The 18,877-nt window shown below is 75.0% G+C and carries 11 protein-coding genes, 1 tRNA gene and 1 pseudogene; 8 read left to right on the top strand and 5 right to left on the bottom strand.

The window, feature by feature from the left end:
- Positions 1–39 precede the first annotated feature (39 nt).
- Positions 40–3,534 (top strand): ATP-dependent DNA helicase, encoded by a 3,495-nt coding sequence (locus ABL57_RS10700; RefSeq protein ID WP_082157385.1) that lies wholly within the window; start codon positions 40–42, stop codon positions 3,532–3,534.
- Here the strand turns inward: ABL57_RS10700 and ABL57_RS10695 are convergent.
- Positions 3,510–4,724 carry a phosphotransferase gene (locus ABL57_RS10695; protein ID WP_160310791.1) on the bottom strand — a complete coding sequence of 405 codons (1,215 nt, stop codon included), beginning with the start codon at positions 4,722–4,724 and terminating at the stop codon, positions 3,510–3,512. The genes ABL57_RS10700 and ABL57_RS10695 overlap by 25 nt on opposite strands.
- Before the next feature lie 101 nt (positions 4,725–4,825).
- On the opposite strand from ABL57_RS10695, the gene nudC reads away from it, so the two are divergent.
- On the top strand, positions 4,826–5,917 hold the full coding sequence (gene nudC, locus ABL57_RS10690) for an NAD(+) diphosphatase (protein WP_152683366.1): 1,092 nt from the start codon (positions 4,826–4,828) through the stop codon (positions 5,915–5,917).
- Complete coding sequence (locus ABL57_RS10685; protein ID WP_152683365.1) at positions 5,914–7,737, top strand: ATP-dependent helicase; 1,824 nt, start codon at positions 5,914–5,916, stop codon at positions 7,735–7,737. The genes nudC and ABL57_RS10685 overlap by 4 nt, the downstream gene beginning before the upstream one ends.
- Here ABL57_RS10685 and ABL57_RS10680 read toward each other — a convergent pair.
- Positions 7,728–8,546 carry a hypothetical protein gene (locus tag ABL57_RS10680; RefSeq protein WP_053004902.1) on the bottom strand — a complete coding sequence of 273 codons (819 nt, stop codon included), beginning with the start codon at positions 8,544–8,546 and terminating at the stop codon, positions 7,728–7,730. The genes ABL57_RS10685 and ABL57_RS10680 overlap by 10 nt on opposite strands.
- 160 nt (positions 8,547–8,706) lie before the next feature.
- Between ABL57_RS10680 and ABL57_RS10675 the strand changes: the two genes are divergently transcribed.
- Entirely contained in the window at positions 8,707–9,273 is a 567-nt protein-coding gene (locus tag ABL57_RS10675; protein ID WP_047803458.1) for a M48 family metallopeptidase, read from the top strand.
- On the opposite strand, the gene ABL57_RS10670 is transcribed toward ABL57_RS10675, so the two are convergent.
- The gene (locus ABL57_RS10670) at positions 9,249–10,694 is read right to left on the bottom strand and encodes a zinc-dependent metalloprotease (RefSeq protein WP_047803457.1); all 1,446 of its coding nucleotides are present in this window, start codon (positions 10,692–10,694) and stop codon (positions 9,249–9,251) included. The genes ABL57_RS10675 and ABL57_RS10670 overlap by 25 nt on opposite strands.
- Before the next feature lie 212 nt (positions 10,695–10,906).
- Between ABL57_RS10670 and ABL57_RS10665 the strand changes: the two genes are divergently transcribed.
- The 3 genes from ABL57_RS10665 to ABL57_RS10655 all read left to right on the top strand — a co-directional run bounded on the left by ABL57_RS10665 (position 10,907) and on the right by ABL57_RS10655 (position 15,251).
- Positions 10,907–11,986, top strand: a complete 1,080-nt coding sequence (locus tag ABL57_RS10665) for a PDZ domain-containing protein (protein ID WP_047803456.1) — start codon at positions 10,907–10,909, stop codon at positions 11,984–11,986.
- Between the two features lie 160 nt (positions 11,987–12,146).
- Positions 12,147–15,128, top strand: a complete 2,982-nt coding sequence (locus tag ABL57_RS10660) for a UPF0182 family protein (protein WP_047803455.1) — start codon at positions 12,147–12,149, stop codon at positions 15,126–15,128.
- Positions 15,129–15,174: 46 nt separating this feature from the next.
- Positions 15,175–15,251: transfer RNA gene (locus ABL57_RS10655), tRNA-Met, on the top strand.
- A 171-nt stretch (positions 15,252–15,422) separates the two neighbouring features.
- Here the strand turns inward: ABL57_RS10655 and ABL57_RS10650 are convergent.
- Both ABL57_RS10650 and ABL57_RS10645 read right to left on the bottom strand, forming a co-directional pair.
- Entirely contained in the window at positions 15,423–16,166 is a 744-nt protein-coding gene (locus ABL57_RS10650) for a PspA/IM30 family protein (protein ID WP_047803454.1), read from the bottom strand.
- A 136-nt stretch (positions 16,167–16,302) separates the two neighbouring features.
- Complete coding sequence (locus ABL57_RS10645; RefSeq protein WP_047803453.1) at positions 16,303–18,345, bottom strand: YgcG family protein; 2,043 nt, start codon at positions 18,343–18,345, stop codon at positions 16,303–16,305.
- Positions 18,346–18,631: 286 nt separating this feature from the next.
- Between ABL57_RS10645 and ABL57_RS10640 the strand changes: the two are divergent.
- A pseudogene (locus tag ABL57_RS10640) lies at positions 18,632–18,877 on the top strand (hypothetical protein); the annotation flags it as partial.

Genomic DNA, 18,877 nt, shown 5'->3' with positions numbered 1-18,877 from the left:
GGCGCCACCACCCCCGGAGCGCAGGAGGACCCAGCCCCCATGACCGAGGCCCCCGCCACCCCCGCCGCGCGGACCGGGCACGACCCGGACCACCCCTACGGCGGCGTCGACCCCCGGTACAGCCCCGAGGAGCTCGCGGAGCTGCTCGGCGGCAACCGCCCCACGCAGCAGCAGTCCGCCGTGATCTCCGCCCCGCTCTCGCCCCGGCTCGTGGTCGCCGGCGCGGGCTCGGGCAAGACCGCCACCATGGTCGACCGGGTCGTGTGGCTCGTGGCCAACGGCATCGTGGCCCCCGACCAGGTCCTCGGCGTCACCTTCACCCGCAAGGCCGCCGGGGAGCTGGGGGAGCGGATGCGCTCCCGGCTCGCACGCCTGCGCGCCGAGGGGCTCGTGGCGCCCGCCGGCGCCGAGGACGACGACGTCCCGGCCGCGCCCCAGGACCCGACCGTCAGCACCTACCACTCCTACGCCAACACCCTCGTGCGCAACTACGGGCTGCGGATCGGCATCGAGCCGGACACCACGCTGCTGGGCCAGGCCCGGACGTGGCAGATCGCCGCCCAGACCGTCGAGGCGTGGACCGGGGAGCTGCTCGAGGCCATGCCCGCGAAGTCCACCATGGTCCGCGCCGTCCTCGACCTCGCCTCGGCCTGCGCGGAGCACCTCGTGGACCCGGCGGCCGTGGAGCGCTTCGCGGCCGGGCTCCTGGGCGAGCTGGCCACCACCCCGCCGGGCCGGCGGAAGAAGACCCTCGGCGCGTCGCTGAAGAAGGTCGAGGAGAACCAGCGCACCGCGTGGGTGCTCGCCGAGCTCGTGGCCGACTTCGCCCGGCGCAAGGAGGAGGCCCAGGCCATGGACTTCGGGGACCTGCTCTCCGCGGCGGCCCGGCTGGCCGAGCAGGACCCCGCCGCCCGCCGGACCGAGCGGGAGCAGCACCGCGTGGTGCTCCTCGACGAGTTCCAGGACACCTCGCACGCCCAGCTGCGGCTCTTCGCGGCCCTGTTCGGGCAGGGCCACTCCGTGATGGCCGTGGGTGATCCCCAGCAGTCGATCTACGGCTTCCGCGGGGCCTCGGCCGGCCAGCTGTTCGGCTTCTACGACTCCTTCCCGGTCGCCCCCGGCCAGGACGGGGAGCCCAGCTTCCTCACGACGGCGTGGCGCAACGACGCCGGCATCCTCGACGTCGCCAACACCCTCGCCGCCCCCCTGCGGACCCTGCCGGCGTGGGCGCGGGGGGCGTCCTCCCTGACCGTCCCCGAGCTCACGCCCCGGCCCGGCGCCGGTCCCGGGCACGTGCGGCTCAGCCGGTACGCGACCGACGTCGAGGAGGCGGCCGCCCTCGCCGAGCAGATCGGCGCCCGCCGCGAGGAGCGCCGCGGGGACCCGGAGGACGAGATGCCCACCATGGCGGTGCTGTGCCGCAAGCGGGCCCAGATCGAGCCCGTGCGCCGGGAGCTCGCCGCCCGCGGCATCCCCTACGAGGTCGTGGGCCTCGGCGGGCTGCTCAGCACCCCGGAGGTTTCCGACGTCGTCGCGACGCTGCGGGTGCTGGACGACCCCGGCCGCTCGGACGCCCTGGTGCGCCTGCTCGCGGGGGCCCGGTGGCGGATCGGGGCCCGGGACCTCATGGTGCTGTCCGACTGGGCATCGCACCTGGAGCGACGCCGGACCGAGGCCGCGCAGGCCGGGCGGCCGGAGGACCTCGAGAGCCCCGTGACCGCGGAGGAGGCGGAGGAGGAGGCCCTGGTCGAGCCGGACCTCTCCGACCACGCCTCGCTGGTCGAGGCGCTGGAGACCCTCCCTCGCCCGGGCTGGACCTCCGCGCACGGCCGGACCCTGTCCGAGGCCGCCCGGCACCGGCTCGGCAGGCTGCGGGCCGAGCTGGGGCACCTGCGCTCCTACCTCTCCGACGACCTGCCCAGCCTGCTGCACGAGATCGAGACGGTCCTCGGCCTCGACATCGAGGTCGCCGCGCACCCGCACCGCTCGTCCCACCAGGCGCGGCGCAACCTGGACACCTTCCAGGAGGCGGCGCAGTCCTTCACCGCCTCCTCCGCGACCGGCGACGTGTCGGCGTTCCTCGCCTGGCTCGACGTCACGCTGGCGGAGGAGAACGGGCTCGAGCCGGGTCCCGACCGCACCCGGCACGACGCCGTGCAGCTGGTCACCGTGCACTCGTCCAAGGGCCTGGAGTGGGACCACGTCTACGTGCCCGGCCTCAACGCCAAGAACTTCCCGACCGACAACCCCGCGCGCTGGACCCTCGACACCGGCGCCCTCGCGTGGCCGCTGCGCGGGGACGCCCGGTTCCTGCCGCAGTGGTCCGTGGACACCACCGACCTCAAGGCCCTCGAGGAGTCCCACACGGAGTTCGTCGAGCTCGCGGCGCAGCACGCCGAGGACGAGGAGCGGCGGCTGGCGTACGTGGCGGTGACCCGTGCCCGGTCGGTGCTGGAGCTCTCCAGCACCGTCTTCCGGGGCACCGCCGCCAAGGGGCAGGAGCCCTCCCGCTTCGTGGCCGAGCTGGCGCCGCTGACCGAGGGGGCGGCACCGGCCGTCCGGCTCGGGCCGTGGGCCGAGGTGCCCGAGGGGGCGCGCAACCCGGCCGCCGCCACCGTGCTGAGCGCGCCGTGGCCCTACGACCCGCTGGAGGGCCCGGAGATCACCGAGACGGTCACGGGGGAGGACGGCACGGAGACCGTGCGGGTGAGCCCGCCGGCCCACCTCGGGCGCCGGTCCCGCCTGGAGCGGGCCGCCCGGGCGGTCCGGGAGCGCGGCTTCGAGGACACCGCGGACCTCGACGTCGAGGACCTGCTCGGCGCCGGGGAGCGCGACGGACGCTCACCGGACCCGCGGCGCTGGTCCGAGGAGGCCCGGATCCTGCTGGCCCGGCACGAGGACGCACGGGCCGAGCGGTCCGTGCCCATGCCGTCCCACGTCTCCGCGTCGACGCTCGTCGCGCTGGCCCGCGACCCGCTCGAGGTCGTCTCGGGTCTGCGGCGCCCCATGCCCCGGCGGCCCGGCACCGCCGCCCGGCGCGGCACGACCTTCCACGCGTGGATCGAGCAGTACTACGGCAGCTCCGCGATCTTCGACGTCGGCGAGCTGCCCGGCACGGCCGACGAGTACGTCGACGAGGCCTACGACCTTCCCGAGCTCGCGGCGACGTTCCGCTCGAGCCCCTGGGCGGACCGGCAGCCGCACGCCGTGGAGTTCCCGCTCGAGACCCCGATCGCCGGGATCACGGTGCGCGGGCGCGTGGACGCGGTGTTCCGCAACGGCGACGGCACGTGGGAGCTCGTCGACTGGAAGACCGGGCGGGCACCGGCCGGACGGGAGCTGCGGGAGCGCTCGGCGCAGCTGGCCGTCTACCGGCTCGCGTGGTCCCGCCTGCGGGGCATCCCGCTCGAGGAGGTGACCGCGGCGTTCTACTACGTGGCCGAGGACCGGGTGGTCCGCCCGCACGACCTCTCCGGGGCCGAGGAGCTGGAGGCGGTGATCCGCGAGGCCTACGACGTGGTGCTGCGGTCCTGACCGGGCCCGTCCGCCGGCGGCGCACCCGCGGTCCGTCCGGGCCCCGCCGCCGGGCGCGGGACGCCGCCGTCAGCCGCGTCTCGTGCCCTGTCCCCGGCACTGTCCCCGGTGTCCCGGTCCCCGGTGCTGTCCCCGGACTCCCCGTCCGGGGCCGCCGCCTCCCCGGCGGCCGGCGCCCCGGTCGCCTGCGCCTCCGCGGCGGAGCGCCGGGCGACGTCCTGGGCGAGCGTGTCGAGCATCTGCTCCGCGTCCGCCACGAGACCGTCCATCCCGCGGTCCACCGCGCGCACCAGCCACTGCGCGAGGGCGAGCTCCGCGTCCAGCCGGGCACGGTCCAGCAGATGCGGGTCCGGCTCCCGGTCCGGGGCCTGGAACGACGTGCGGCGGCAGGCCGCGGCGTAGGCCCCCAGCACGCCCTCGGCGAGGCGGGCGTCCCGCGCCGCGAGCAGCCACGCGAAGTCCCCCGCGGGATCGCCCACGTGCAGGTCCGTCCAGCCGGTGACCCCGCGCACCCGGCCGCGGGAGATCAGCAGGTCGTCCTCCTGCAGGTCGCCGTGGACCACCCGGGGCGGGAACTGCCACACGGCCCGGTCCTCGAGGACCTGCTCCCACCGGTGCAGCAGCGCCGCGGGCACCCGGCCCGTGGCGGCGGCCCGGCGCAGCTCGACCACGCGCCGCTGCCGGCACTGCTCGGCCGTGTAGCTCGGCAGGTCCGCGTCCAGCACCAGCGCCGGCGGCAGGGCGTGGATCGCGGCCAGCAGGCGCCCGAGCTGCACGCTCAGGGTGGGGGGCGGCTCGGCGCTGGGGACGTGCCGGTGGTGCTCCGGGTCCGGGGCGGAGGCCATGCGGGCGAGCTCGTCGATGTCCAGCGGCGCGCCCTCGATGTGCGAGTGCACGAAGGCGTGCAGGTGCCCGTCCTCGACCGAGCCCGCCGCGGTGGGCACGAGGAAGGGCAGCCGGGAGCGGATCGCGGGGGTGAAGCAGCGCAGCACCAGGTGCTCCGTCTCCAGGCGCACGCTCGCCTCGGGGCTCAGCGGCGAGCGCACCCGCCACCGGCGGCCCGCGGCGTCGAGGACCACGGCGGAACGGAAGTCGGCGTCGTCATCCGGGGAGGGGCCCACGGCCACGGGCGCGAGTCCGGGGACGCCTGCGGCGGCGACGGCGGCCAGGTGCTCGAGGGAGGTGCTCACGGCGTTCACCCTACAAGAGGCCCGGTCGGGGGCGACCACCGCCGTCCCCGCCCACCGGCCGGCCCGCTCCGGGGTCCGCCGGGATCGCTACAGTGGGAGGCGTGTCCGCCTCCACCGTTCCCCTGCCCGAGCCCGGCCCCGGCGCGTCCTCCGCGCCGGCCCCCGGGCGCCTCTCCGCGGCCCGGCTGCCGTTCGCCGCGACCGCCTTCGACCGCGACGCCGTCGACCGCGAGCTCGAGGACGTCCGCGTGCTCGCCGCCCAGGACCCCTCCTCGCTCGTGCTCGTGCTCGCGGGCGGGCTCGCCCCCGTGGCCGGCGACGCCCTGGTCCTCGTGCCGGTCGGCGACGTGCCGCGCGTCGACCACGACCCGCGCCGCCCGGAGGTCTACCTGGGCCGGCTGCCCGGCGCCGAGGGCGAGCGGGGCCCTCGCGTGCTGCTGCGGGCCGTCCCGGCGGCGGAGCCGGCGGACGGGGACGCGGCGGCCGAGCCGTTCGCGGTGCCCGAGCCCGTCGTGGCGGCGGTGACGGCCTCCGCCGCGGCGCGCGGGGTGGAGGGGCTGCGCTGGGCCGGGCTGCGGGAGCTGGGCCCGGTGCTCCCCGCCGCGGACACCGCGCTGCTGGTCACCGCCCAGTCCGTGGGGCTGTGGCACCGGGACCACCCCCGGTGTCCGCAGTGCGGGGAGCCCACCGAGGTGATCCGCTCCGGCTGGGCGCGGCAGTGCCCCGACGACCGTTCCCTGCACTTCCCGCGCACCGACCCCGCGATCATCGTGGCCGTCAGCGACGGCCACTCCGACCCCGTCCGGGAACGGCTGCTGCTGGGCCGCTCGGCGCTGTGGAAGGGCAACCGGTTCTCGACGCTGGCCGGGTTCGTGGAGCCGGGGGAGTCCCTCGAGCAGGCCGTGGTCCGGGAGGTGGCCGAGGAGGCGGGGCTGGTCGTGGGGGACGTCGACTACCTCGGCTCCCAGCCCTGGCCGTTCCCGCGCTCACTGATGCTCGGCTGCCGGGCCGTGGTGCGCTCCGGCGCGGCCGTCCCGGACGGCCAGGAGATCCTGGAGCTGCGCTGGTTCACCCGGGCGGAGCTGCGGGAGGCCGCGCGCACCGGGTCCGTGACGCTGCCCGGGCGGGTCTCGATCGCCCACGCCCTCATCGAGCACTGGCTCGGCGAGGACCTGCCGGAGACCGCGTGGTGAGCGGGGAGGACGCCGGAGAGCTCTCGGAGGCCGGGCTCGAGGAGCGGGTCCTCGCCGGGCTGGACCCGGAGCAGCGGGAGGTGGCGACGACGCTGCGCGGCCCCGTGTGCGTCCTGGCGGGGGCCGGCACGGGCAAGACCCGGGCGATCACCCACCGGATCGCGTACGGCATCGCCACGGGCGTGTACACCCCGCAGAAGGTGCTGGCCCTGACGTTCACGGCGCGCGCCGCGAACGAGATGCGCAACCGTCTGCGCGGCCTGGGCGCCGGCGGGGTGCAGACGCGCACGTTCCACGCCGCCGCGCTGCGCCAGCTCCAGTACTTCTGGCCGCAGGCGGTGGGCGGGCCCCTGCCCGGGCTCGTGGAGCACAAGGCCCGGCTGATCACCGAGGCCGCGCAGAACATGCGCCTGTCCACGGACCGCGCGGCCGTGCGCGACCTCGCCGCGGAGATCGAGTGGGCCAAGGTCTCGATGCTCACCCCCGACACCTACCCGGCCCGCGCGGCCCGGCGGGACATGCCCCTGGGCTACGAGGTGCGCACCGTGCAGCGGCTCTACCAGACCTACGAGGAGCTCAAGACCGACCGGCACCTCATCGACTTCGAGGACGTCCTGCTCCTGACCGTCGCCGTGCTCGAGGAGGACGAGCGCGTGGCGGCGACCGTCCGCGAGCAGTACCGGCACTTCGTGGTCGACGAGTACCAGGACGTCTCCCCGCTCCAGCAGCGCCTGCTCGACGCCTGGCTCGGCGGGCGGGACAACATCTGCGTGGTGGGCGACGCCTCCCAGACGATCTACTCCTTCACGGGCGCGAGCTCCCGGCACCTGCTGGAGTTCCCACGCCGGCACCCGGAGGCCCGGGTGGTCCGGCTCGTGCGGGACTACCGCTCCACCCCCCAGGTCGTGGAGACCGCCAACCGGCTGCTCGCCGCCCGCCGGCCGGGCCCGGGCTCGACCCCCGGCTCCTGGGCGACCCCGCTGCACCTCGTGGCCCAGCGCCCGGACGGCCCCCGCCCGTCCTGGAACGAGTACCCGGACGACGAGGCCGAGGCCGCGGGAACGGCCGCGCGCATCCGGGACCTGATCGACGACGGCGTGCCCGCCTCCGGGATCGCCGTGCTGTTCCGCACGAACGGGCAGTCCCAGGCGTTCGAGACGGCCCTGGCCGAGGCGGGCATCGGGTTCCAGCTGCGCGGCACGGAGCGCTTCTTCAACCGCCCGGAGGTCAAGCAGGCCGTGGTGCAGCTGCGCACGGCCGCGCGGGCCGCCGAGGCCTCGGACGAGCCCACCCGCCTGGTGCGGGACATCCTCTCCTCGCTGGGCTACTCCGACCGGGCGCCGCGCTCCACCGGGGCGGTGCGGGAGCGGTGGGAGTCCCTGGCCGCCCTCGTCTCCCTCGCCGACCGGATGGCCGAGGAGGCCGCGGCCCGCGGGGAGCAGCTCCTGCTGCCGGACCTCGCGGCCGAGCTGGAGCGCCGCACGGCCCAGCAGGACGCCCCCGTGATGAACGGGGTGACCCTGGCGTCCCTGCACTCGGCCAAGGGCCTGGAGTGGGACGCCGTGTTCCTGGCCGGGCTCAGCGAGGGGCTCGTGCCCATCGGCTTCGCCGAGACCGCCGACGAGATCGACGAGGAGCGCCGCCTGCTCTACGTGGGGATCACCCGGGCCCGCGAGCACCTGGTGCTGTCCTGGACGCTGTCCCGCACCCCGGGCGGGCGGCCCACGCGCAAGCCCTCACGGTTCCTGGACGGACTGCGGGAGACCCCGCCGCCCCGGGCCCGCGGCCCGCGCGGCCGGGGGGCCCGGGCTCACGCCTGACCGAGTCCGCACAGGCAGAGGCCGCGGTCGAGCTCCAGCGGCGTCCCGTCGCCGGGCCACGGCGGGGCGAGGAGCCGGGCGCGCGGCCAGCCGCCGTCCGGCCCCTCCGGGGCGCCCTGCTGCTCCGCGGGGACGGCCTCGCCCTCCAGGGCGTCGTCCCACAGCGCGTCCAGGGCCACGGCGAGCACCTCGACGGCCAGACCGCCGGCCACGGCCGCCGCGTGGGCGGGCCGCGCCCACGCGGTGAGCACGGCACCGGGGCCACCGGGCACCGGACCGGGCGCCCGGGCACCGAGGGTGGCCCGCAGGCAGTCCGGGCACGGCCGGTGCGCCCAGGGCACCGTGGGCCAGCGCAGCAGCGCGCCGTCGGCGTGGTGCAGCGACACCAGGGGGTGGCGCGGGTCCAGGGCCGGTTCCGCCCACACCGCGCCCCCGCCCGGCCGGGGGTGCCCGGTGCTGCGCACCACCACGGTGCCCGGCAGCAGCGCCCCGGGGAACAGCTCCGGCGCGCTGACCGGGACGCAGCGGGGATCCAGCGCGCGCAGCCGCCGGCGCAGGGCCTCGTCCCGGGGGCGGCCGAGATCGGCCGGACGGTACACGCCGGTGCCCAGGTCGGGGGCGGCCACGGGCGAGCCGTCGTTGACGTTGAGCCCCAGCACCCCGCAGCGCAGCAGGAGCACGGCCAGGGCGGCCGCGAGGTCGTCCAGGCCCAGCAGCAGGACGTGCACCTCCTCGGGGCGCGGCGGCTCGGGCCGGAGCGGGCCCGGCTGCGGCGCGGGGCGGGGACCGGGGACGGAGGGCAACGGCACGGGAGCACCTTCCGGACGGGCGGGCGGGATGCCGTCACTGTGGCCCGGGCCGGACCCGCCGCGCGCGCGAGCGCGGCCCGTCCACTGTGCACGTCGGGGGCCGTCCACACGCGCGGACCACCGGTTCGCGGCCGGCGGCGCGGGCGTGTTCAATGAGCCCATGCCCGTACCGTCGCAGCCCGAGGTCGTCGTGCGCCGCTCCGCCCGCCGGCGCAAGACCGTGTCCGCGCACTGGAGCGAGGACACGGTGGTGCTCTCCGTCCCGCAGTCCGCGACCCGGCGGGAGATCGAGCACTGGACCCGGGAGCTCGTCCCCCGGGTCGTGGAGCGCCGCCGCCGGGAGGCGGCCAGGGGCGCCGACCGCCGGTCCGACGACCGGCTCCTGGAACGCGCCCGGGAGCTGTCCCGGCGCCACCTCGAGGGCCGGGCCCGGCCCTCGGACGTGCGCTGGTCGGCGCGGCAGAACACGCGGTGGGGCTCGGCGACGCCGGCCACCGGGGTGATCCGGATCTCGGCGCAGCTCCAGGAGGCCCCGGAGTGGGTCCTCGACTTCGTGCTGGTGCACGAGCTGGCGCACCTCCTCGAGGCCGACCACAGCCCCCGCTTCCGGGAGCTGGAGGCCCGGTACCCGCTGGCCGGGAAGGCCCAGGCGTTCCTCGACGGGGTCGCCTGGGCCCAGCGGGCCGGGCGGGCCGCGGAGGATCAGCGGGGCGCGTCCCCGCCCTGAGGCCCCTCGCCCTGGGGCCCCTCGTCCTCCGGCCGCTGCGGGCCGGCGCCGCCGTCCGCGCCGGGACCCTCGTAGCCGCCCGAGAGCAGCCGCTGCAGCGCGGCGTCGACCTCGTCCTCGGAGGCGGTGAGCAGTCCGCGGCGCTCGGAGAAGCCCTCGGGGTCGTCCAGGTCCTGGTCGGTGGGCAGCAGCTCCGGGCCCTCCCACAGCCCGTCGCGGTCCTGGATCCCGCGGCGCTCGCCGACGTACTGCCAGAACTCTGCCGCCTCGCGCAGCCGGCGCGGGCGCAGCTCGAGTCCGACCAGGGCCCCGAAGGCGTGCTCGGCCGGGCCCCCGGAGGCACGGCGGCGCCGCACGGTCTCCGAGAGGGCCCCCGCGGAGGGCAGGTTGGCCGTCGAGTCCACGGTGACCACGTGCACCCAGCCCTCCACGAGCGCCAGCACCGTCTCCAGCCGCTTCAGCGTGGCCTCCTGGTCCGGGGTCTGCTGCGGGGCGAAGATCCCCGAGGAGAGGGCGTCCTGCATGCTGGAGGGGTCCATGGGGTCGATGTCCCGCGCCGCCTCCTCGATCCGGGACATGTCGATGTGGATACCCGCGGAGAAGCGCTTGATGAGCTCCAGGATGTGCTCCCGCAGCCAGGGGTGCGCCGAGAACAGCCGGACGTGGGCGGCCTCGCGCACGGCGATGTAGAGCATGATCTCCTGCGCCGGGATGTCCAGGCCCTCGCCGAACTCCTTGATGCTGGCGGGCAGCAGCCCGGACCGGCCCTCCGCCAGCGGCAGCCCGATGTCGGTGGAGCAGAGCACCTCGCGGGAGAGCCCGCCGATGGCCTGCCCCAGCTGCATGCCGAACAGCATCCCGCCGGCACCGGCCAGCATCCCGGAGGCCCCGCCCATCATGCTCGACAGCTCCGCGGGCAGCTGCTGGGTGAGGGCGTCGGTGAGCGCCTGGGTCACCGACTCGGCGACGGGCCCGGTCATGTCCTTCCACGTCTCCTGCGTGGCCTCGATCCACTCCGCGCGCGACCACGCCTGCGGGCGGATCGACGTCTGCCCGAACTCGGTGTGGTCCACCAGCCACAGCTCGGCCAGCCGCATGGCGTCCTCCACCGCCCCTCGCTGGGCGGTCGTGACGGAGGGGTCGCCGTCCGCCGCGGCGATCCGGCGGGCCTGGTCGTGGGCGAGCTTCCAGTTCACCGGGCCCTCGCCGGCGCCGGCGCCCATCATGGACTGGATCTGCTGGAACATCATGGACATCGCCTGCGGGTCCATCGGGATCCCGGCGCGGCCCAGGTCCTCGGGGCTCATCCCGCCCTGGCCCATGAGGCGCTCGAGCATCTCCTGGAAGGGGTCCTTGCGGTGGTCGCCGGAGTCGTCCCCGGGGGTGTCCCCGGAGCGGTCGTTGGGGGGCTGCGGAGTCATGGGTCCACCGTTTCGTCGTATCGGTCACGGGATCGGGGCGCGCGGGCGCTCCCGACGTCTCTGCGTCCAGCCTAGCGATCCGCGGTCCGGGCCGACCATGGGCCAACTCCCAGTTCGCTGGAAGCTCACGGGGGGCTCGGCCGCGATAAACTGGACCGTCCGGACCGGGAGGCGCCCGGCTCCACCCCACCGACGACCGCTGAGGACTGCCCGTGACCCTTTCCCCCCGCCCGCGCCGCGGCCTGCGCCGCCGGAGCCTCGAGTCGTGGGCGCTGCTGGGGTCTGCCGGGCTGCTGCTCGCCGGGACGGTGCTGCCCGCGCCGTTCGTGATCGAGTCGCCGGGGCCCACGTTCAACACGGTGGGGGAGCACGACGGCCGGCAGCTGCTGGGCGTGAGCGGCGCGCCGACCTATCCGAGCGACTCCGTCCTGGACCTCACCACGGTCTACGTGACCGGGGGCCCCGCCAAGAACGTCAACGTCCTCACGGTCCTGGGATCCTGGCTGGACCCCTCCGCCTCCGTGGTGCCGGCCGACAGCCTCTATCCGCGGGAGGTCTCCGGCCAGGACGTGGACGACGCCGGGATGCTGGCGATGTCCTCCTCGCAGGAGCACGCCGTCGCGGCGGCCCTGGGCCACCTGGGCATCGGCTTCGACACGGAGCTGTCGGTGCACGGCACCGTGCCCGGCGGCCCGGCCGACGGGGTCCTGGAGAGCGGCGACGTGCTGCGCCGCGTCGACGGCTCGACCGTCTCGTCCCTGGCCGGCCTCAAGGGCGCGCTCGACGCGGCGGGGGAGCGGGGCGTGCGCCTGGAGGTCGAGCGCTCCGGCGAGCCGCGCGAGGTCGCGGTGGACACCGTGCGGGACGAGGCGACCGGCGCCTGGCAGCTCGGCGTGTTCCTGGTGCCCGACTTCGACTTCCCCGTGGACGTGGACTTCGAGCTCGACGAGGTCGGCGGCCCCAGCGCAGGCATGATGTTCGCCCTCGGGATCGTGGACGAGATGACCCCGGGCTCGATCGCCGGCGACCGCCACCTGGCGGGCACCGGCACCATCACCCCGGAGGGGAACGTCGGGCCCATCGGCGGGATCCGGCAGAAGCTCGAGGGGGCGCAGCAGGCCGGGGCCGAGGTGTTCCTGGTCCCCGAGGGCAACTGCGCCGAGGCCCGGGGACACGTGCCCGCAGGACTGACGGTGGTGTCCGTGCGCACCCTCGACGACGCCGTGGCCGCCGCGGAGGCCGTCGGCGAGGGCGGGGATCTCTCGGCGCTGCCCGGGTGCACCGACACATGAGGGCCGCCGCGTGCACGATTGCACCCCCGAGAACGGCCCGGGCAGAATGGTCGGGGCCCCCCGTCGATCCGTCGGCGGACCCGATCCCGCCCGGGGCAGTGCAGCACCCACGACCTGACGCACCACATCTGACGATCGACGCGAAATGCAGAGGTAACCAGTGACCGCCGGACCCACAGCCCCCCGACCACCGAGGCAGCAGCCAGCAGGACAGCGGCGGAAACGGGGTGCGCTGTGGCCGACCGTCGTCATCGTGCTCGTCCTCGTGGCCGCCTTCGTGGGGCTGACCCAGCTCTACACCGACGTCCTGTGGTACGACCACCTGGGTTACCTGAGCGTGTTCTTCACCGAGAACGCCACGAAGATCGCGATCTTCGTGGTCTCCGCGGTGCTCGTGGCCGCGCTGATGTTCGCGAGCCTGTTCCTCGCCTACCGCAGCCGGCCCATCACGGCCGAGTCGATCGTCGACGACAACCTGCGCCGCTACCAGGAGGCCCTCGAACCGGTCCGCAAGATCGTCATGATCGTCGTGCCGGTGCTGTTCGGGCTCTTCGCGGCGAGCACGGCGATGACCCAGTGGGACACCGTCCTGCTGTTCCTCAACCAGGAGCCGTTCGGCCAGGAGGACCCGCAGTTCGGCCTGGACCTGGGCTTCTACGTCTTCACCCTCCCGTTCCTGCGCTTCCTCATCGGCTTCCTGGTCTCGGCCGTCCTGCTGGCCGGCGTCGCCGGGATCCTGATGCACTACGTCTACGGCGGCATCCGGATCACCGAGCGCGGCCTGTCCACCACCCGGGCCTCCCGGGTGCACCTTGGCGTGCTGGCCGCGCTGTTCCTGCTGCTGCAGGCAGCGAACTTCTGGCTGGACCGCTACTCCACCCTGCAGTCGAGCTCCGGGGAGTGGACCGGCGCGCTGTACACCGACGTCAACGCGGTGATCCCCACCAAGGCGATCCTCGCCGCGGCGGCACTGATCGTCGCGGTCCTGTTCGTCGTGGCGTCCGTCATCGGCCGCTGGCGGCTGCCGGTGATCGGCACGGCCATGCTGCTCGTGGTCGCGGTCGTGGCCGGCGGGATCTACCCGTGGATCGTCCAGCGCTTCCAGGTCCTCCCGACCGAGCAGGCCCTGGAGAGCCAGTACATCGAGCGCAACATCCAGCTCACCCGTTCGGCGTACGGGCTCGACGCGGCCGAGGTGATGCCCTACGACGCCACCACCCAGACCGAGCAGGGCGCGCTGCGCCAGGACACCGAGACGACGTCGAACATCCGCCTGCTGGACCCCAACGTGGTCTCCTCCGCGTTCTCCCAGCTGCAGCAGTTCCGCCCGTACTACCAGTTCCCCGACACCCTCAACGTGGACCGGTACGAGATCGACGGCGAGGTCCAGGACACGGTCATCGCCACGCGCGAGCTGAACCCGGACCAGAACCAGGGCTGGTACAACCAGCACGTGGTCTACACCCACGGCTACGGCGTGGTCGCGGCCTACGGCAGCCGGGTCGAGGCGGACGGCAAGCCGCAGTTCATGCAGGCCGGCATCCCCTCCCGGGGCGTCATCTCCGACGACTACGAGCCGCGCATCTACTTCGGCGAGAACTCCCCGATGTACTCGATCGTCGGCGGCGGGGAGGGCGACGAGCCGCTCGAGCTCGACCGCCCGCAGACGGCCGGGGACGAGGCCGGGGACGCCAAGACCACGTTCGCCGGCAACGGCGGGCCCAGCATCGGCAACTTCTTCAACCGCCTGGCCTACGGCATCAAGTTCCAGTCCTCGGACCTGCTCCTGTCGGACGCCGTGCGCCCGGAGTCCCAGATCCTGTACGACCGGGACCCGCGCGAGCGGATCGAGAAGGTCGCCCCCTACCTGACGGTCGACGGCGCGCCGTACCCGGCGATCATCGACGGTCAGGTGCAGTGGATCGTCGACGCCTACACCACCTCCGACGCCTACCCGTACTCCACGCCGTCGGTGCTGGACGAGGCCACGCAGGACGCCCAGACGGCCCAGGGCGCGGCCGCGACCCTGCCGCCGGAGCGGGTGAACTACATCCGCAACTCGGTCAAGGCCACGGTCAACGCCTACGACGGCTCGGTGTCCCTGTACGCCTGGGACGACCAGGACCCGGTGCTGAAGGCGTGGCAGAACGTCTTCCCGGACACGCTCAAGCCCTACTCCGAGATGTCGGCGGAGCTGATGGCCCACGTGCGCTACCCGCAGGACATGTTCAAGGTCCAGCGCGAGCTGCTCAACCGCTACCACGTGACGGACCCGAACAGCTTCTACCAGAACGACGACGTCTGGTCCGTGCCCAACGACCCGACGCAGGACTCCGAGGTCGCGCTGCCCCCGTACTACCTGTCGATGCGGATGCCCGGTGAGGAGGAGGCCAACTTCTCCCTCACCACGTCCTTCATCCCGCAGCAGTCGGAGACGGGCAACACCCGCAACGTGATGTACGGGTACCTCTCGGCCAACTCCGACGCCGGCACCGGTGAGGACGGCGTGAAGAGCGAGGAGTACGGCACGCTGCGCCTGCTCGAGCTCCCGCGCTCCTCGGTGGTGCCCGGGCCCGGCCAGGCGCAGAACCTCTTCAACTCGGACACCGACGTCTCGACGGAGCTGAACCTGCTCCGCCAGGGCGCGTCCGAGGTGATCAACGGCAACCTGCTCACCCTGCCCGCCGGCGGCGGCATGCTCTACGTGCAGCCGGTCTACGTGCAGTCCTCGGGCGACGCCGCGTACCCCACGCTGCGGCGCGTGCTCGTCGGCTTCGGCGAGGAGGTGGGCTTCGCGCCCACCCTGGAGGAGGCGCTCGACGAGGTCTTCGGCGGCGACTCCGGCGCCCAGACCTCCGCCGGCGCCGGCGTGAACGACGCCGAGGCGCAGTCCCCGGACGGGGAGGCCCCGGCGGACGGCGAGGCCCCTGCGGGTGGTCTCGACGACGCCCTGCTGGAGGCCAACCGGGCGATCCAGGAGTCGGAGCAGGCGCTCGCGGACGGCGACTGGACCGCCTACGGGGAGGCCCAGCAGCGGCTGCAGGACGCCATCGAGCGGGCGCTCGAGGCGGACGGCGTCGTCGAGCCGGAGGCCGAGGGCGCGCTGGCCCCCGAGCAGCCCGCCGAGGAGCCCGCCGAGTAGCCGGTTTGCGGCTCCACCCCGCGGCACGTATAGTCGTACCTGTCGCCGCGGGGTGGAGCAGTTCGGTAGCTCGCTGGGCTCATAACCCAGAGGTCGCAAGTTCAAATCTTGCCCCCGCAACCACGGAAGGCCCCCGGACCGTCACGGTCCGGGGGCCTTCGCCGTGTCCGCCGCCCCGCCGTGGTCGTCGTCATCCCGGCACCCGGCGGGGCGGCGCAGCGCACGGCCCCCGGGTACGGCGGAGGCCCCACGGCGCACGGCCGTGGGGCCTCCGGCGTGCGGGGCAGCCGCCCGTCAGACCTCTTCGGAGGAGACGATCCGCTCGGCGTTGCGGGACTTCAGCGCCGCCAGCCGGGCCTCGATCTCGCTCTGCTGGCCCAGGGCCTCCAGGGACTCGAACTGCGCGTCGAGGGAGGAGGAGGCGAGCTCCTGCTGGCCGAGCAGGCGGGCCTCCTCGCGGCGGATCTTGTCCTCGAAGCGGGAGACCTCGCTGGTCGGGTCGAGCACGTCGAAGGCCTTGATGGCGTCCTGGACCTGCGACTGCGCCTGGACGGACTTCTGCCGGGCGTTGAGCTCGTCGCGCTTGTTGGACAGCTCCTGGAGCTTCCCGCGCATCTTGTTGAGCCCGTCCTTGAGCTTGTCCACGACCTGGGTCTGGGACTGGATCTGCGGCTCGGTGCCCCGCGCCTCCGTCTCGTACTGGATCTGGCGCTGGAGGGCCACCTTGGCGAGGTTGTCGAACTTCTCGGCCTCGGAGCCCTTGCCCGAGGCGCGGAACTCCTCGGCCCGGTTGGAGGCGGCCAGGGCCTTGTTGCCCCACTCCTGGGCCTCGCGCACGTCCTCCGCGTGGTCCTGCTCGAGCAGGCGGAGACTGCCGATGGTCTGGGCGACCGCGGCCTCGGCCTCCCGGATGTTCTCGGTGTAGTCGCGCACCATCTGGTCCAGCATGAGCTGCGGGTCCTCGGCGGCGTCGATCATGGCGTTGATGTTGGCCTTCGCGAGCTGGGCGATGCGGCCGAAGATGGACTGCTTGATCATCGTTCCTTGTCTCCTCTGGTGCTGCCGGGAGGGGTCTCCCGGATCGTCGGACGGTCGTGGTCGTAGTCCTGGTCGTGGTCGTCGTGGCGGTCGTGGTCCTGGCCGGGCGGGCCGCGGTCCGGTCGGGCGGCGGCGCTCAGAACCCGCCGCCGATGTCGCCGCCGAAGCCGCCGCCGAAGCTGCCGCCGAAGCCGCCGCCACCACCGTCGCCGCCGCTGAAGCCGCCCCCGCCGAAGCCGCCGCCGCCGTTGAGGATGGAGCCGAGCAGGATCCCGCCGAGCATCGCCCCGCCGAGCCCGCTGTTGGACCGGCCCCGGTAGCCGCCCATGCCCATCGGCCCGCCGAAGCCGCCGTAGGAGAAGGACTCCACGTCGCGCTGCGCGGCGTACTGGGCCTCGCCGGCGAGCCGGATCGCCTGGTTGGCGTAGCCGACAGCCTCGGAGGGCTGCGACTGCCGTGCCTGCTGGGCGGCCTCCAGGCAGCGCTCGGCCTCGGCGAGGCGGGTGCGGGCCTCCGGTCCCACCCCGCCGCGGCGGGCCCAGATGTACTCGCTGGCCGAGCTGACCTGGGCCTGCGCGGAGACGAGGGTGTGGGCCAGGGTCTCCCGCGCGGAGCGGTCGCGGTCGTTCTGCGAGCGCACGGAGGCGAGCCCCTTGTCGAGCTCGTCCTTGGCCACGGCCAGCCGGCGGCTGAGCCCGAGCGGGTCGATCCGCCCGGCGCGCATCTGCTCCTCGACGGTGCCCAGCACGGCGGCGACCCCGGCCACGGCCCCGGCCAGCTCCGGGTTGGACCCGCGCCGGACGAGGGCGTCCGCCTCGGCGACGTCCCGCTGGGCGATCGTCACGGCGTCCCGGAGGGACTCCTCGGCGGCGGCGAGCTCGGTGGCGGCGTGGTCCACGGCGTCGAGCAGGCCCCGGGCCTGGCCCACGCCCTCCTCGGCCGCGCGGATGTCCACCACGGCGTCGCTCGTGCGGCCGGCCGCGAGCTCCTCGCGGGCCTCGTCCACGGCGGCGCCCACGAAGTCGAGGCGGTCGCGGGCCTGGTCGATGTTGTCGCGGACCGGGGCGAGCGCGGTGTCGTTGTAGCGGCCGGCGAGCTCGCGCAGCCGGGCGTCGGCGGTGCCGAAGCGGGGCCGCACGGCCTCGGCCTCGCGCTGGACGTCCGCCAGCGCGTCCGGGGCCCGGGTCTCCAGCTGCCGCAGGGAGCTGAAGGCCTTCTGGTGCTCCTGGAGGGGGCGCTGGGCGTCCTGCGACCGGGCGATGATCTCGGCGAGCCAGGCCCGCTGCTGCTCCTCGGTGTCCGGGATGTGGTCCTCGAGCTGCTGCTGCAGGGCGAAGGAGGCCTGCATGTGCTTCTTGGCGTCCTGGACGGCACGGCGGAAGGGCTCCACCTGCTCGTCCCCGTACTGCAGCTGGGCGAAGGCCAGCTCCTGCTCGGAGTGCTGGATCGCGTTGTCGGTGGCCACCAGCAGCGTCCCGGCGCGCTTGCGCAGCTCGGGCACCGGCACGTCCGGATAGGGGCCGGCCGGGTGCTCCTGCGCGGCCGGCCGGCCGTCCTGCGGGTGCCCGCGCTGCCGGCGCTTCTTGTTCCGGGAGGCGATGCCGTAGACGGCCAGCCCGCCCAGGCCCAGGGCGCCGAGGCCCAGGATGCCCGCGCCCGCACCGGCGCCGGAGGCACCCTCCTCGCCGCCGCCGGTGCCGTTGAGCTCGGCGTCGATGCCCTCGACCGCTCCGCGGACCGCGCCGTCCCAGTCCCCGGAGGACAGGGCGGGGGAGATGTGCTCGCGGTAGATGCGCTCCTGCTGCGCCTCGTCCAGGGGGCCGGCGGAGGAGGCCGCGAAGCGCGCCTGGCGGTCCTCGGTGGCCACGACCAGCACCGCGTCGGAGCTGCCGAAGCCGTTGAGCGCGGCGAACTCCTCCAGCCACGCGTCGGGCGCGGTCGGACTGGTGAACGTGCCCACGAACACCGTCGTGAGGTTGACGCCCTCCTCCGTGGCGAGGTCGCGCACGTCCGCCTCCAGTGCCGCGGGGTCCTGCAGCACCCCGGAGTCGTTGACGATGCGCTCGCCCGGGGGCACGTCCACGGGCGGCTCGGCGACGGCCGCTCCCACGGGCACGAGCAGGGCGAGCGCCAGGCCGCAGCCGGCGGCGGCGCGGCGGGACACGGGGCACCAGTGCATGATCTCCCTCACGTGGTCGGTGGTCCCGATTCTAGGGCGGGGCCGCGGCGCCGTCCCGGACGGCGGGTTTCCTACGCGCAGGGCGAAACCGGAAGGGGGCTGTCGGTCGCACCGCGGACGTCCGGGTCGCGCCCAGAGCTCGTCCGAGCCACTCCCGGGCAACTCCCGGCCGGCGGTGAGGGCTCTCAGCGTCGTTTCAGTGCCGACCGGGATACTGGGGAGCAGATCCGCCCGTACCGCCCTTCCCGGCGGGCCGGGCCCGGCCGTTCCCAGGAGGAGAGCCCCCATGTCCGAGCCCCGCGACCCGCGCGTCGACGCCGAGACCCAGCACACGCAGCCGATCCCGCCGGTCGGCGACCGCCCGTCCCAGGCTCCCTGGCCGCCCGCCGGCGCACCCGCACCGGGCGCCCGGCCCGTCTACGGGGCCGCGCAGCCCGGACCCGGACAGCCCGCCGCGCAGCCCGGGTGGGGGAGCGGCGGCGGGGACGGGTCCGAGGGGGCCCGTCCCGGCCGGCGCCGGGGCTTCTCGGCG

The organism is Kocuria sp. SM24M-10 (assembly GCF_001027955.1).
In the GTDB taxonomy this organism is placed as follows: Bacteria; Actinomycetota; Actinomycetes; order Actinomycetales; family Micrococcaceae; genus Kocuria; species Kocuria oceani.
This window is presented reverse-complemented; position numbering and strand designations above follow the sequence as displayed.

What these genes read in the sequence shown, in the direction of transcription:
- ABL57_RS10670 (WP_047803457.1), bottom strand. Translation starts at nt 10,694, where the DNA reads ATGACTCCGCAGCCCCCCAACGACCGCTCCGGGGACACCCCCGGGGAC.
- ABL57_RS10650 (WP_047803454.1), bottom strand. Translation starts at nt 16,166, where the DNA reads ATGATCAAGCAGTCCATCTTCGGCCGCATCGCCCAGCTCGCGAAGGCC.
- ABL57_RS10675 (WP_047803458.1), top strand. Translation starts at nt 8,707, where the DNA reads ATGCCCGTACCGTCGCAGCCCGAGGTCGTCGTGCGCCGCTCCGCCCGC.
- ABL57_RS10645 (WP_047803453.1), bottom strand. Translation starts at nt 18,345, where the DNA reads ATGCACTGGTGCCCCGTGTCCCGCCGCGCCGCCGCCGGCTGCGGCCTG.
- ABL57_RS10700 (WP_082157385.1), top strand. Translation starts at nt 40, where the DNA reads ATGACCGAGGCCCCCGCCACCCCCGCCGCGCGGACCGGGCACGACCCG.